Origin of the sequence: Colwellia piezophila ATCC BAA-637 (genome assembly GCF_000378625.1) — a bacterium.
GTDB lineage: Bacteria > Pseudomonadota > Gammaproteobacteria > Enterobacterales > Alteromonadaceae > Colwellia > Colwellia piezophila.
This window is the reverse complement of record NZ_KB905167.1, coordinates 20,568-35,809: the sequence shown is the minus strand read 5'-3', so window position 1 is coordinate 35,809 and position 15,242 is coordinate 20,568. Positions and strand designations below refer to the sequence as shown.

Sequence of the window (15,242 nt, the reverse complement as noted above, 5' to 3'; positions counted from 1 at the left end):
CGAGTTTAAGTAGCAAGTGCCCTAGGCAGGTGCCAGTCTATGGGCTTCATCTCCTGCTTGGCTAACCAAACATTGGCTTGAGAAAAGTGTTGGCTGCCAAAGAAACCTCGATAAGCGGACAGTGGTGATGGATGTGGGCCAGCTAAGACTAAATGCTTATCTTGATTGATATTTTTACCTTTTTTATGAGCATGTGCGCCCCATAAAATAAAAACACAACCGGGGTTATGTTCATTCAATTCACTGATGACTTGTTCTGTAAACGTTTCCCAACCCAGTTTGGCATGTGAATGTGCATTGGCTTGCTGCACGGTTAATACTGTATTTAACAATAAAACCCCCTGCTCAGCCCAAGTCGTTAAGCAACCATGCGTTGGCGTTTTAAAACCGCTAATATCTGTTGTCAGCTCTTTATATATATTCACCAGTGATGGTGGCACCTTGACGCCATGTTGTACTGAAAAGGCTAAACCGTGGGCTTGATCTTTACCGTGATAAGGATCCTGCCCTAAGATGACAACTTTAACGTCAGCTAGATCAACATGGTTAAAGGCATTGAAAATATCCTTTTCGGCAGGATAAATAGCAAGTTCTGACGATCTTTGCTTTGCTATTTCACTCGTTAAACGTTGATAATATTCCTTTTTAGCTTCGCTATTAAGTAACTGCTGCCATTGTGGTTTAATCATATAATTTCCTAAAATTATGCGTTATAAATACAAAAATCAGTATAAATAAAAAAGCCATCACCTAGGTGATAGCTTTATATTTTACGATAACGGCTCGGGTTAAGCATACTCAAATATATTATTGAGCAGTTTCAACGATAAGCTAAGCTAACAGATAGCTCCGTAGGTCACTAAAATCAGCACTAAGATCTTTCGATAAAATAGGCTCGCCAATACAATCGGCTAGTTCTTTCGGTAAACCAATAGGTTGACCCAGAATACTTTCAACCACGTCTTTAAACTTACCGGGATGAGCGGTACCTAAAAACACACCAAACTCCCCCTCAACAGCGCTATATTGTAATGCTTTATATGCTACCGCAGCATGAGGCTCACTAATATAACCTAATTTACTCAGCTGAATAACGGTTGATTGAGTTTGCTCTTCATCGATAGAGACCGAACTGACACAACCTTGCTCAACAATACCGCTTTTCAACATGTGCTCGACACGTGGCCAGTTGTTAGGGTTACTCACATCCATAGCATTCGAAATAGTTGCGACCGTAGCATGGGGTGTCCACTCACCTGTTTCAAGATAACGTGGCACCGTATCATTGGCATTAGTTGCCGCAATAAAGCGCTTAATAGGTAAACCCATCGCTTTAGCAAATAAACCCGCCGTTAAGTTACCAAAGTTACCGCTTGGGATTGAAAACACGATATTAGTTAAGTCACTTTTGGTGCGAGAAATTTGCGCTACCGCTTCAAAGTAATAACATACTTGCGCTAGTAATCTACTGATATTAATTGAGTTTGCTGAATTCAAACCAATAGTAGTAGCCAAGTATTTATCATCAAAAGACTGTTTAACTAATGACTGACAAGCATCAAAATCACCATCGACGGCTAAGGTTTCAATATTTCCACCAAGGGTAGTAAACATTTTCTCTTGCAGTAAGCTAATTTTGCCTTTCGGGTACATGATAACAACACGAATATTTTCAATACCATGAAATGCATGGGCAACCGCAGCACCGGTATCACCCGAAGTTGCCGTTAAAATGGTTAATGGTTTCGTTTCACCGCTAGCTTTAGCATCTTTGGCAACAAATACCTGCAAACATTTCGCCATAAAACGAGCGCCAAAATCTTTAAAGGCTAAGGTAGGACCGTGAAATAATTCTAAAATTGCACGATCAGGGCTAATGGGTTGTAATAAAGCGGGGAAGTTAAACGCATCGGTAACAATATCAGTCAATTCCGCTTTGGTTAAATCACCTTCAACAAATGGCTGTAAAATTTTGACGCTACGCTCTACTAAAGGTAATGCGAGAAGATCGTCTATATTATTGAACTTTGGCATGGCGCTAGGAAAGAATAAGCCCTGGTTTTTACCTAAACCCTGCTTAACCGCTTGTGAGAAAGTTACCTGTTCATCATTTTCTTTTAAATTATAATATTTCACTCTATATCCCAATAATAGGTTCACTAAGATTCTTAGCTACCGTGCTTATGTTAGTTCAGCCAGTAGCCATTAAGTTATTTATTAAAGCGCTATTGCACCCACATCATCGACTTTACATATATGGACAAAACCTAAGTCTGTTTGCAAATAATTGTCTTCTAACCAAAGAGAAAATTGCTGTGCTTGTTGCTTACTATCGCAGACACAGAAAAGTGTTGGTCCTGAGCCTGAAATCCCCACCGCTAAAGCGCCTTTTCCGGTCAAATAATCACGTGCTACTTGATACCTTGGTAACAAATCAGTGCGATAAGGCTCCGCAATAACATCGGTTAATACTGAAAATGCTTGGCTCTTATCTTGACGATGACAAGCATCGACAAACGTCGCTAAGTTTTGACCATAATGGATAACATCACTACGACTGTAACTTGTGGGTAAAACGTCTCGTGCTGCCTTTGTCGAGACTTCTATACCTGGATAAGCCATAACATAGTAACAATCATCAAAACTAGGTAAAGTGCGTGATATCACATTTTCATCAGGAACCATGAGTTGCAAGCCACCTAAAAGGCATGGCGCGACATTATCATAATGTATGCTGCCACTAATCTTCGCTTCCATTTGTCCGGTCATTCTTAATATCAAATTTTCAGAAAAACTAAAATTATGATATTTAGCGTAAAACTCATTTAAGGCCACCAACGCGGCAACAACAGAGCAAGCACTAGAGCCTAAGCCACTACCCACTGGCATTTTTTTATCTAAGGTCAGTGCTACCGCTACCGATGGTTGTTGTACTTTTATTAATTGTTCATTAAAAAGTAACAAGCAAGACCAAACAATATTATCTTCTTTATTGGGCGGAAGTTTGCCGGCAAAGTTACCAATAACCAAAAGACTACTGTCACTGTCTGTTGTCGCACTAACGGTGACCACATCACCTAATAAAGTACCATCAATTGGCTTTACCGCGAGTCCTAAAACATCAAAACCGACACTAACATTGCCTATAGAGGCGGGGGCAAATACTGAAACACTTGAGTTATTAATCGACATTAGTGTTGTTGCTCCCATGCTAAAGTTCTTAATAAATCACCAAAGACACCGGCGGCTGTCACTGCTGCACCCGCGCCGTAACCCCGTAAGACAAAAGGTAACGGCTGATAATAACGACTATGAATAGCCAAAGCATTTTCTCCCTCTTTAATACTAAATAATGGGTGGTCAACGCCCACCTCTTCAATGGCAACTTGGCATTTCCCGTCAACAATATTACCAATATAACGCAGTACTTTACCTGTCGACTTAGCACTTGCTACTCGATCAGCAAAAACACTATCAAGTTGGGTTAAGTTATTCATAAACTGGCTGACATCACCGCTATCATCGAAGTCGCTTGGCAATACTGACTCGATAGTGATATCTGATAACTCTAATTTCATACCGGCTTCACGCGCCATAATCAATAATTTACGCGCCACATCCATACCGCTTAAGTCATCTCGGGGATCTGGCTCGGTAAAACCATTTGCCTTGGCAATAGCCGTCGCCTCTGATAAAGGCATACCCTCGTCTAATTTACCAAAGATATACGATAATGAGCCCGATAATACGCCTTCAAAGCGTTGTAGCTCATCACCCGCTTTTATTAAACTTTGTAACGTATCAATAACCGGTAAGCCTGCACCTACCGTTGTCTCATATAAGAAGCGGCGGTTAGTTTTTTGTGCCGTACTACGTAGCTGTTGGTAATACTCCCAAGAAGCGGTATTGGCCTTTTTATTCGGGGTAACAACATGGAAGCCTTCAGCTAAGTAATCTACATAGCTCATAGCTAAGGCTTCATTTGATGTTGAGTCAACAAAAACCGGATTGATTAAATGATTATCACGCACAAAGCCTTTAAGGCTATCAATATTAACGGGTAGCCTATTATTGCCCTGCGCAACAACGTCTTGCCAGTTATTTAAATCAATGCCTTCTTTATCAAACACCATGCCTTTAGAATTGGCAATACCGTATACTTTCAAAACGATATTTTGCGCTTTTAAACTTGTTTGTTGACGATAAATTTGCGCAATAAGTTCGCTACCGACAACACCACAGCCAACTAAAAACACATCGATAGTTGGTTTGTGTGAAAAGAAATTTTGATGGCTGACTTTCATCGCATCCATACATTTTCTTTGCTCAACAACAACCGAGATACTACGCTCTGAAGAATCTTGTGCAATAGCAACCACATTTACGCGTGCTTGCGCGAGTGAACTAAAAAACTTTGCCGCGACGCCGCGTTGATGATGCATACCATCACCCACTAAGGAAACAATAGACAACTCGCCCTTTAACGCTAAAGGTTCAAGTAAGCCATTTAACAGCTCTAACTCAAACTCATCTTGTAAGCTTTTCTTAGCACGCTCGCTATCGTTGGAGTAAATGCAAAAACTAATACAATACTCACTTGATGATTGGCTAATCAGCACTAAAGAAATATTTTCTCGACTCATGGTGGCAAAAACACGACTCGCCATGCCAACCATGCCTTTCATGCCAGGACCTGAAACATTGACCATGGTTAGGTCATCAAGATTAGAAATGGCTTTTACCCGTTTTTGTTGATCGTTTTCATGTGAGATCAAGGTGCCTGCAGCGCTTGGGTTGTTCGTGTTCTTAATTAAGCAAGGGATATGATATTGCGCAATGGGGGCAATTGTTTTTGGATGTAAAACACTGGCGCCAAAATAAGAAAGCTCCATCGCTTCTTGATAGGATAAATAATCAAGTAACTTAGCTTCTTTTATATAGCGAGGGTCCGCATTATAAATACCATCAACATCAGTCCATATTTCACAACACTCAGCTTGTGCACAAACAGCTAAAACTGCCGCTGAGTAGTCTGAGCCATTTCTCCCTAACGTGGTGACTTGTGGCATGTCACTATTGACATCGGCATTGACGCCAATAAAGCCTGGCATAAGTGATATCTTGCTTAAGTTACTATATTCAATTGCATATTTTTCTTTCGATAGTTCCAAGTCAGCAACGGCATTGAGTGATGAATTATTAGTATATAAGAACTTCTCTGGTGCTAATAATGAAACGGCTAAGCCATCCGCTTGTAATACGGCATCGAGTATTGCCACACTTAAACGTTCACCCGTGCTAATGATCCTCGCTCTAATATGATCTGGGCAATAAGTGAGTAATGTCGCCCCCTGCATATAACGAGTAAGTTGCTGCTCATAATTTGTTAAGGCTTGTTCACAATGCTGACGATTAAAGTTACTAATACTTGCCGATAAGTCATCAATAATGGTGGTGATTGCGCGATTAAAATGACCTAGGTCAGTTACCAACTTTGCTTCATCACTTATATTTTCTGCCATGGCAACTAAATGATTGGTAATGCCTTGTGGCGCAGACACTACTACGGCTAGATTTGATGATTCACTTTTATCTTTGATGATATCGGCAACTTGACGAAAACGCTCTGCAGACGCTAATGAAGAGCCACCAAATTTAAGTACACGCATGTTTTCTTCCTTTGTATAAAACAATGAATAAAGCCGCTCCTTTTTTTTCTAGGGCGATGTGCCGTCAAGAAATATTAGAGTGAATGCTCTTCATTGTAAGCATAAAAAAACCCGTAACCTTTTCAGGTCACGGGCTTCGATAAAATTGTTATTTTTTACACGTTAGCCAGCGACCGCCATCCAAATTCGGGTGGTGGTGGTAATAATAATAATCATGAGGCTGTTGTTTAATATCATACCGTTAAAATGCCTTAACTGATGAGGGCTGTCAATCTTTTATGACAAAAACTCATTAAATAAAAAGTTATAAATTATGCATAAAAATTTATATTCAAGCAAAAATCTGCTATAGGGAAAACACTTTGTGGGTGAGAGTTGATCACTTACCGAAAATCGAGCGATAATTAAGCAGAATTAGCAAAAAAAATACGGTAGCTAAACTTGTAGCCAGCAACGAATTGATGAATTACTTTTGATAACTTAACTGGGTTTTTGCCAGTGTAGTTTTACTTGGTGGTCACTTAGCCACTGCTTAGCTATTTTATAATTTGGTGAGTGTTGTGCTACTAATTGCCAAAAGCATTTAGAATGATTTAAGTGCACTAAATGACAAAGTTCATGGACAATAACGTAATCAATGACAAATAAGGGTGTCATCATTAACAAGTAATTAAAGCTGACTTCACCCCGGTTATTACAACTTCCCCAACGTGAACGGTACTGACGAATTTTTATTTTAGTCGGTGTGAGTGAAGTTTGCTGACAAATAACCTCAAGGCGCTCAAATATCAATTCTTGTGCTTGCTGCTTAAAATACCGCTCTAACTGCTTTTTTATTTGCTCGGCTTTTGCTGTGGGATCTTTCAGTCGAGTATTCACCCTTTCACTTAGGGCAATATTAAGCTGACGGACGACGCCATTGTCAGCCGATAACTCATCACTAACAGTAACTGATGCTTGCTTGGCTATGCTGATGTTAAGCGTAGCAGGCTCACCTAACAAGAGTATTCCAGCGTCTTGCCTATAGTTAAGCGGAGCTGATAGACATTGCTGCTCGGCAATCTTAGCACGCAGCCAAGCCGATTTTTCGTTAATAAAAGTATCAATAAAGGCTGATGTCACATAATACGGTGCACGTACAGTCACTTGACCATATTTAACTTGCAAGCTGAGTGTTTTTCTACGCTTACTGCGGATAAGTTGATATTCAAACATAAAATACTAACAACAAGAGCTAAATATTAGCCATTTGTTAGCTTGCTGCACTTAACTTTACTGCCGTTGCCTTAGTTTTGCTTTTTTTTGCTTTTACTGGCGATTTTTCATCCTTGTTTGAGGCTTGCTCTACAACCTTAACAATTGGCTCATCATTCGTGTTAATGGCTGTTTTTTTAGTCGCTGGCTTGGTCGTTTCTTTCGCTGGTTTCTTAGCTAACAAGGCGACAAGTACCGCTTCTCTGTTTTGCGCTAGATAAATGCTTAGCTCTTCATTAACACTGTCGCTTAACTCAACTGAAGATTGAGAGAAAACCTGACTCAAGTTATCGGCCATATCCAACATTTTGTCATATTCATCTGCTGATTTTTTATCCATAAATGTTTTTGCCTCTATTCCGTTTCTAATTACTACAAACCGACTTTCAACTGCCATTAGTTATCCCTATTTCTACCGATGAGCTCAATACGCGCTCTTAATATTGTCAACATTAATGCCTAACGCATTAAATTCACTTTAACCCAAATAATACCAGAACAATAACATACCTAAACCAAGAACTGTATATAAAAACAGTTACCTGTGATATTAAACCGCATAGCAAACAGTTAAACAGGCTAAAAATCCGCCAATGGTCGTAAGACAAATGGCAAGTACACCAAGTTTCGTATGTCAAAGTATCACTAAATGTAAACATTAATTTCAGTAATATACAAGGTTACTTTTCGAACAGACAAACAATCAATGACTTAGCAGTTTAATGACATTTTCGCCTTGATTTTTGCTTACATCCTCCTCGAAGATTGTTACAACTTTTAACTAAAAAGAGTCCACTATTATGTTGTGCCTTGCATAACTAGGCATATTAAAACACTAACGAATCACAATAACATTTTGGAGAATATTCATGACTACTTTTAAAAAAACCTTAATTGCACTTGCGGCCTCTTTACCAGTGTTAGCTATTAGTTTACCTAGCCAAGCAACAATGAGCCCCTATATGGAAAAAGCATTAATTGATGTCTGTAAAGCAGCAAAAAGCAACAGCCTGATCAAACTTAATGGCACCACCAAGGGCTATCGCCTAAGCACAAAAACCGTAGCGTTAAAATTAATGTGTAACGGTGAAGATGTTATTAGTTTTGCCGAAAGTTATGGTGCAGATAAAACTGCTGCAAGATTACAAAGAAGTATCGGTAATGTGAGCATCACTGATGTTGCCGCGTTATCAAAAGTTAAAGTAACTTTTTAACATGACCGCTAAATAAGAACGCTCAACCTGCGAGCTTTGAGCGTTCGTATTTTAGCCTATCCTACGAGTACTACCGCTAGTCACCAAACACTTTTTCAAACCAAGATCGCCTATCTACTTTTTCTTGCAGACAATGCTTTGAAGTTCTAATACCGGCTCTAATTGCTGGGTAAATGACGGTATTAGCACATTCTTCAGTGACTGCATTACCTGTTTGTTGTTCGAATAATGTGACCACTATCCCCGGTGGTTGCTCTTCAATTTTATTAACCACACCTTGTCTTTTCATAAAATTGGCAAATAACGGCAGCGCACCACTGCTACCCGTTAGCCCGGTTGGCTTATTATTATCCTTACCCAACCAGGTGGTCACTAAGTGCTTATTGTCATAACCAATAAACCAACTATCACGTAAAGCATTGCTAGTACCTGTTTTACCTGCAATTTCCTTGTTATTTAAACGCCAAGTTAGTGATTTAGCGGTCCCTATTTTCGTCACTTGTGTTAAGGCGTAATCAAGTAGGTAGGCGGCTTCGCCTGATAAACGCTGTTCACCTGTTTGTTTTTTTTGCCATAATATTTCATTTTTTGACGATATTATTTTGGTGATTGTATGACTTTTTCGATAATAACCTTTACTAGCAATAGCCAAATATAATTGATTAACTTCCAGGGGTGACATATTAATAGCCCCCAATAAAACCGAGGGGCGCATTTGCAGTTTATGCTGATAACCAAGCGCTTTAATCGCATCAGCTACGTTGTTTAAACCTAAACTCATACCAAGATTGATAGTCGGTATATTGAGGGAATAAACTAAGCCCTCGATTAAGGAAACTTGGCCACGATACTTACCATCATAATTTTTGGGTTGCCATTTTTTACCGGAGCCATTTTTTAAGGTAATAGCTTTGTCATCAAGAATGCTAGCGAGGTTATATTGTTGATAGCGCTCTAATGCCGCTACATAGATGATAGGTTTGATTAATGAGCCAATATGCCGCTTAGCATTTAGTGCTCGGTTAAAGCCGGCATAGCCACTTTCTCGACCACCTACTAGAGCACGGATCTCACCCGTTGCAATATCGGTAACTATCATCGAAGTTTCTAAGCCTTTTTGTTTATATTGTTTTTCTAACAAGGGTAATTGCTGATTAACGCTTTGCTCTAATAACTGTTGGCTGCGATGTGAAAAACCAGTAAAAACTTTAATGCCCGATTTTTGCGTAAAACTGGATAGATATTGGTTGAGTTCGCGGTTGACCAATTGCAAATAGGCTGGGTACTTCTTTTTAGCTAAACGTCTATGCGCGCGCACGGATAACGGTGACTCTGCTGCGTATTCAAAATCTACCAGTGATAATAAATGTTGTTCGAACATCAGTCTGAGCACAAGATCGCGTCGCTCTACCGCACGTTTTGGGTGTCGCCAAGGATCATAATAACTAGGCCCTTTCACCTGGGCAATCAACAATGCCATTTGCGCTGGGCTTAGTTCATTAAGGCTTTTACCGAAATAAAACTGCGCACCTAGACCAAAACCATAAACACCGTTGGCATAATTTTGTCCTAGGTAGACTTCATTAATATACGCTTCTAAAATCTGATCTTTGCTGTACCTAAACTCTAAAATTAACGCCATAAGCGCTTCTTGAACTTTACGCGTAAGGGTACGCTCGCGACTTAAAAACATATTTTTAACAAGTTGTTGAGTTAAGGTACTACCGCCTTGAACGGTACGACCCGCTCTGATATTTTTGAATAAGGCTCTAACAATGCCCATCGGGGACACGCCATAATGATGATAAAAATCACGATCTTCAATGAGTAGTAAGGTATCGATCAACTGACTTGGCAACTCTTCTAAAGAGACCAGCACGCGATCTTCCTTATTATCAGGAACTAAGCGTGCTAATAATTGTGGCTCTAAGGAAAGTTGGCTAACCGCTGCTTTATCAATTTGAAGCGCGACAACAATATCATTGACTATCTCAATATTTAACTGCTGCGCGTGACTAGCGCCATCATCAAAGTCGAAAGGACGTTGAAAAATAGTTAATAGATCTGCCACCTGTGAAAACTGGCCCACTCGAGTGACATAATTCACGTTCTCATAACCATTGATAATCAGTGATTCGGTTATTGCAGTTAAGTTTTCCTGTCCACCTATTTGTAGCTTTTGCTGCTGACCATAGACTTGTACGGGCACATGCCAGCGTTGACCTTCAAAGGTTTGTCGCACCTTCGCATCGAGGTAAATTAAAAAAATACCGAGGGTAAAAAGTGACGCTATAGTCAATTTTGCTAAAAATATTATTATTCTAGCTGTTACCGATTTTTGCTTATCAGCTGTCTTCGTTGGCTTATTCGATTTTGTTGCTTTACTTTTGATGTTTTTATTCGACATGCTAGCTATTCTATTCTTTTATATGACGTTTAGTTTTATTGGTTGCTTTTGCATTAAGGGGATCATCTGGCCAATAATGTTTAGGGTAGCGACTTTTCATCTCTTTTTGTACTGCTTGATAACTACCAGACCAAAAGGTCACTAGGTCTTGGGTCAGTTGAATTGGCCGTTGTGCCGGGGATAGTAATTCTAATAATAATGGCACCCCTTTCTTATGCTCATTTATGCCTACTATAACACCTACGCAAGGGGTTTGTGTTAAACCATACAATTCCTGCATGGGCATGGACACCTTAGGAGACGGCTCTTGAGTGTAGCTAATAGGGCAATGTCGCCCCGTTGGTCCGATATAGACAGTGGGTGCTGCTTGTTTCAGTAATTTTTGTTCTTGGTAATTAAGCAAAGATAACAACATTGCTGATAAATCTAGCTTAGCAAGCTGCGCCTTAGTGGTTATCTCACCAACAAAAGGCGCCAACCACGTACTTAAGTTGTTCAATAAGTTCTGATCATCAATTTCGGCTAAATTATATTCTGGAAAGTATTGATTTAGCCATTGCCAACGAGCCTTAAGTGCTAAGTCTTTTGTCTGCCAAGGTAAAAAACCAAGACCTTTTTTTATCACCATTTCACACCACATACGACTAATTTCGTCAGCCGTAACACCATTTTTCAGTGGCCGTTCCGATAGCACTATTGCGCCTAATGAAGTTTGCTTTTGTGCAATAATTCTTCCGCTTCGGTTATCAAACTGAGCAATATCTTGCCGCTTGATTTGTTCGGTGAAAACCTGGTTGATTTCATCTAATGTTATTGCACAGGCTAAGTTGACGTTTAATTGGTTATCACGCTGATGAACTTGGGCAATAACTATATAGCCCTCACTGGCTAACGCATCTTGTTGATTGATGGATGCGCCTTTACCATTGACGCAAATATAATCCCCATGGCTAGAGCGCGCTTTAGCGACACGTTCTGGATAAGCATAAGCAAGTAAGCATCCGGTTTTTGCTAAATCGAGTGACTGGGTACTAAAGCGTAATTTCACCTGATGAGCGAGTCGCTCTGCTTGCTTTAAGATCCGTGTTAATACCGGGATTTTATTATGATTGTTTTTATTATTTTGTTGCATCAGTAGTTGCAATCGATGATTTAGATCACAATCAAAACGTGCTTGTTCACCTTTAAAAATATCTCTTTCTTCGAGTAAGGCTGCCATTAAACAAGCTAATGATGCGGCCTGTTTATCTTGAGTTTGTGCCATTAAGATCATATGTGCGAAGCGCGGATGGCAAGGTAAACTTGCGACTTTATCGCCATGTTTACTGAGGATATTGTTATCATCAACAATGGCTAAACTTTGCAACTCTTGCCAAGCTTGTTGCTCTTTAATGTCACTCGGTAATTCCAATAAGGGTAAGTCTGCTAGCGCAGTGACACCCCAACGAGCGGCCTCAATAAGTGTAGGCAATAAGTCAGCTTGTTGAATAGCATTAACGCTGTGCAGAGGCCTACGTTCAAAATCGTCTTTAGCGTATAAACGAATACATTGACCAGGCATTAATCGGCCAGCACGTCCTGCTCGTTGTACCGCTGAAGCTTTGGCAATTTGTTGTTGTATCAATTTATTCATCAAACTAGCGCTATCAAATAGTGCCACCTTTTCAAGACCGCAATCTATGACCAGATCAATGCCCTCAATAGTCAGTGATGTTTCCGCAATATTGGTCGCTAAGACCACCTTACGATTACCATTCGCACAAGGCGCAATAGCTTGTTGCTGCTCTTTTAACGTTAATTCACCAAATAAAGGACAAACTTGCACGCCTTGAACGGGTAGATTACTTAAACGTTCAACTAAAAAACGAATATCAGCACTACCTGGCAAAAAAACTAATATAGACCCCTGATGATTAAACATCTTATCTTTAATTACCGCTAAAGCATGCTCACGCCATAATTTCTGGCTCTTAGGTGCATGATAATTCACTGCAACGGGAAAGCTTCGTCCTTCGCTATTTAGCAACAAAGCATCAGGGAGGGCTTTCGCTAAATACTCAGTGTCTAATGTTGCCGACATCAGCAGTATTTTTAAATCCTCACGCAATTCTGTTTGTACTTCACGGGTCAAGGCAAACGCTAAATCGCCCTGTAAGCTGCGCTCATGAAATTCATCAAAAACCACTAACGCGGTATCAGATAATTCAGCATCATTTTGAATTATCTGCGTTAAAATACCTTCAGTAATCACTTCAAGACGAGTATTGACCGAGGTTTTATTTTCATTTCGTAACCGATAGCCAACGGTCTGCCCAACATTTTCACCTAATTGTTTAGCTAAAAAGGTAGCGATGTTTTTAACCGCTAAGCGTCTAGGTTGGAGCAAATATATTTTTTTATTAGCCAAGCTTGGTAAGGTCAATAACCACAAAGGTAAACACGTTGATTTACCGGCCCCTGGTGGCGCCGATAATATAAGCATATTTTGCTCATTCAGGCTTTGGCAAAATTGTTGTTTAATTGCTTCTATGGGTAAAGAAGTAGACACAGCCATCGATAAAATTCAGTGAGACAAAGGATGACCTTTATCATATCAATTATTACTTGCTGAGCATAACTCGATAAGCACTTGAATTTGTCTATAATTAATTCAATGTGTAAGAAACCGGACAAGGTAATCTCTACCATGAAAAAAAATCTCGATAACACCGTTGAATTTTGCTTTTTAGCAGAGCCTACTGACGTGAATTTCGGCGGTAAAGTTCACGGTGGTATGGTGATGAAATGGATTGATCAAGCTTCTTATGCGTGTGCAGCAAAATGGAGTAAACGCTACAGTGTCACTGTATCAGCAAATGGCATTCGCTTTATCCGGCCCATTTTAGTCGGACAAATGATCACGATTACCGCACAAATAGTACATACGGGTAGCAGCAGTATGCATATTTATGTGGTAGTCAGAGCTTGTGATCCTAAGGAGCATAGCTATGTGATAACCAACCGATGTTTCATTACGTTTATGGCAACCGATGAGAGTGGCTACCCCGTTAAAGTGCCAAAGTTTTCACCCCAAAATGAAGAAGAAAATAAGTTAGAGCTAGTAGCTATCCACGCAAAAGAGTTTGCCATAAAGCTCGATCAAGATTTCGAGAAAAACCTTGGTTGGAAATAAGACCTCCCTTTTCGCAGTATCTCCTTTAAGTTATCTACAGTGGATAACTTAAACGGTACTTTATATCAAATTAAAACTTGCAAAATAAAATATCTCTGCTTACTTGGCAAGTTTAAAAAAGCTTGTTATTACTATGCGTCCTTTAATTAAACTGAAATGAGTTAACATGCCATATTCCGCACATGGACGTTATGTTATTGAACAGAAAAACAATATTTTATTCGTAGATGCACAAGGACCCTTTACTGAGTTGACTATTGAAAAATATCACCAAGAAATAAAGTTGCTCACTGAAAAAATGACCGGTGAGCCCTGGGCTTCATTAATCACCTTTCGTGGTAATAGTGTTTTTACCCCTGAAGCTGAGTTGCAATTAAAAGAAACCACCATCTACCGACAAGAAAAAGGCATGATTGCCATTGCGGTGGTCATTAGAGATAGTGCTTATGCCGATATACAGCAATTGCAACTACAACGCATTTATCATGACTGCCAAATGGCATTTCATGTTTTTAGTGATAGCGAAAGCGCCGCAGACTGGCTTAATGATTTTCTACAACAATCAAACTTAATGAAGAATAACCAACGAAAAATCGCACTGACTAATTAAAAGAAACACTTAACTTGCCTAGAGCAGCAGTAAATTAGGTTATGATGCGCTAAACCATTTTTAACACACTTTTTTATGATACTGCAATTACAACCCGCCACACTGATTAAGCGTTATAAACGCTTCTTAGCTGATATTGAATTTAGCGATGGCCAACAGACAACCATACATTGTGCGAACACAGGTGCAATGAAGGGTTGTGCAGAGCCCAACGATACGGTTTGGTATAGCACGTCAACTAACAGTAAACGTAAATACCCCTTCAGTTGGGAAATCACCCAAAGCCAAGCCGAACATTTTATTTGCGTAAACACCTTACGTGCAAACCAATTGGTCGAAGAAGCATTACACAATGGGGTAATTAGTGAGTTAACGCCCTTTAAAACGTTACATCGTGAAGTTAAATACGGTAATGAAAATAGCCGGGTAGATTTTCTAGCCACTTATGATGGCTCACCTGACACTTATATTGAAGTCAAATCAGTCACCTTACTAGAGCAAGGGCATGGCTATTTCCCCGATGCTGTAACTACACGCGGCCAAAAACATTTACGAGAATTGATGGATATGGTGACACAAGGGCACAAAGCTGTTTTACTGTTTGCTGTATTGCACAGTGGTATTAATGATATTAGTGTCGCCAGTCATATTGATGCCACTTATGCAAAGCTTCTTAAGCAAGCAAGCCAAGCAGGTGTTGAAATATTAGCCTATAAAGCCGATTTTTCCCTAAATTTAGGAGAGCTAAAAATAACTTTATCTGAAAAAATTCCTTTTATTGAACGATAATATTTGACTAGCCCTACTAAAGTTTGCTAAAAAAGCTTGCTCAAAAATTTTTAACGCAGTAAACAGCATTGTTCACTGCGCTGAACTAGCTAATAGAGTAAAATAAAATATTTATTTTACTCTAACA

12 protein-coding genes are annotated in these 15,242 nt (G+C 39.6%); 4 read left to right on the top strand and 8 right to left on the bottom strand.

Going from position 1 to position 15,242, the window contains the following annotated elements:
* Positions 1-5: 5 nt before the first annotated feature.
* The 6 genes from ung to F580_RS0113975 form a co-directional block, all read right to left on the bottom strand.
* Complete coding sequence (gene ung, locus F580_RS0114000; protein ID WP_019028366.1) at positions 6-689, bottom strand: uracil-DNA glycosylase; 684 nt, start codon at positions 687-689, stop codon at positions 6-8.
* A gap of 142 nt (positions 690-831) precedes the next feature.
* Positions 832-2,136 carry a threonine synthase gene (gene thrC / locus F580_RS0113995; protein ID WP_019028365.1) on the bottom strand — a complete coding sequence of 435 codons (1,305 nt, stop codon included), beginning with the start codon at positions 2,134-2,136 and terminating at the stop codon, positions 832-834.
* Between the two features lie 81 nt (positions 2,137-2,217).
* The gene (gene thrB / locus F580_RS0113990; RefSeq protein ID WP_019028364.1) at positions 2,218-3,192 is read right to left on the bottom strand and encodes a homoserine kinase; all 975 of its coding nucleotides are present in this window, start codon (positions 3,190-3,192) and stop codon (positions 2,218-2,220) included.
* On the bottom strand, positions 3,192-5,669 hold the full coding sequence (thrA, locus tag F580_RS0113985; RefSeq protein WP_019028363.1) for a bifunctional aspartate kinase/homoserine dehydrogenase I: 2,478 nt from the start codon (positions 5,667-5,669) through the stop codon (positions 3,192-3,194). The genes thrB and thrA overlap by 1 nt, the downstream gene beginning before the upstream one ends.
* A gap of 480 nt (positions 5,670-6,149) precedes the next feature.
* Positions 6,150-6,884: a M48 family metallopeptidase gene (locus F580_RS0113980; RefSeq protein ID WP_019028362.1), complete on the bottom strand. Its 735-nt coding sequence runs from the start codon at positions 6,882-6,884 to the stop codon at positions 6,150-6,152.
* A 37-nt stretch (positions 6,885-6,921) separates the two neighbouring features.
* The gene (locus F580_RS0113975) at positions 6,922-7,320 is read right to left on the bottom strand and encodes a YebG family protein (RefSeq protein WP_019028361.1); all 399 of its coding nucleotides are present in this window, start codon (positions 7,318-7,320) and stop codon (positions 6,922-6,924) included.
* Positions 7,321-7,792: 472 nt separating this feature from the next.
* On the opposite strand from F580_RS0113975, the gene F580_RS0113970 reads away from it, so the two are divergent.
* Positions 7,793-8,137, top strand: coding sequence for a DUF3718 domain-containing protein (locus tag F580_RS0113970; RefSeq protein WP_019028360.1), 345 nt, complete (start codon positions 7,793-7,795; stop codon positions 8,135-8,137).
* A gap of 76 nt (positions 8,138-8,213) precedes the next feature.
* On the opposite strand, the gene mrcB is transcribed toward F580_RS0113970, so the two are convergent.
* Positions 8,214-10,544 carry a penicillin-binding protein 1B gene (gene mrcB / locus F580_RS0113965; protein ID WP_019028359.1) on the bottom strand — a complete coding sequence of 777 codons (2,331 nt, stop codon included), beginning with the start codon at positions 10,542-10,544 and terminating at the stop codon, positions 8,214-8,216.
* A 10-nt stretch (positions 10,545-10,554) separates the two neighbouring features.
* A complete protein-coding gene (gene hrpB / locus F580_RS0113960) occupies positions 10,555-13,098 on the bottom strand; it encodes an ATP-dependent helicase HrpB (RefSeq protein WP_019028358.1) in 2,544 nt (847 codons plus the stop codon).
* A gap of 132 nt (positions 13,099-13,230) precedes the next feature.
* On the opposite strand from hrpB, the gene F580_RS0113955 reads away from it, so the two are divergent.
* The 3 genes from F580_RS0113955 to sfsA all read left to right on the top strand — a co-directional run bounded on the left by F580_RS0113955 (position 13,231) and on the right by sfsA (position 15,115).
* A complete protein-coding gene (locus tag F580_RS0113955) occupies positions 13,231-13,716 on the top strand; it encodes an acyl-CoA thioesterase (RefSeq protein WP_019028357.1) in 486 nt (161 codons plus the stop codon).
* A 166-nt stretch (positions 13,717-13,882) separates the two neighbouring features.
* Positions 13,883-14,326 (top strand): hypothetical protein, encoded by a 444-nt coding sequence (locus tag F580_RS0113950; RefSeq protein WP_019028356.1) that lies wholly within the window; start codon positions 13,883-13,885, stop codon positions 14,324-14,326.
* A 75-nt stretch (positions 14,327-14,401) separates the two neighbouring features.
* Positions 14,402-15,115: a DNA/RNA nuclease SfsA gene (gene sfsA / locus F580_RS0113945; RefSeq protein ID WP_019028355.1), complete on the top strand. Its 714-nt coding sequence runs from the start codon at positions 14,402-14,404 to the stop codon at positions 15,113-15,115.
* Positions 15,116-15,242: the final 127 nt, after the last annotated feature.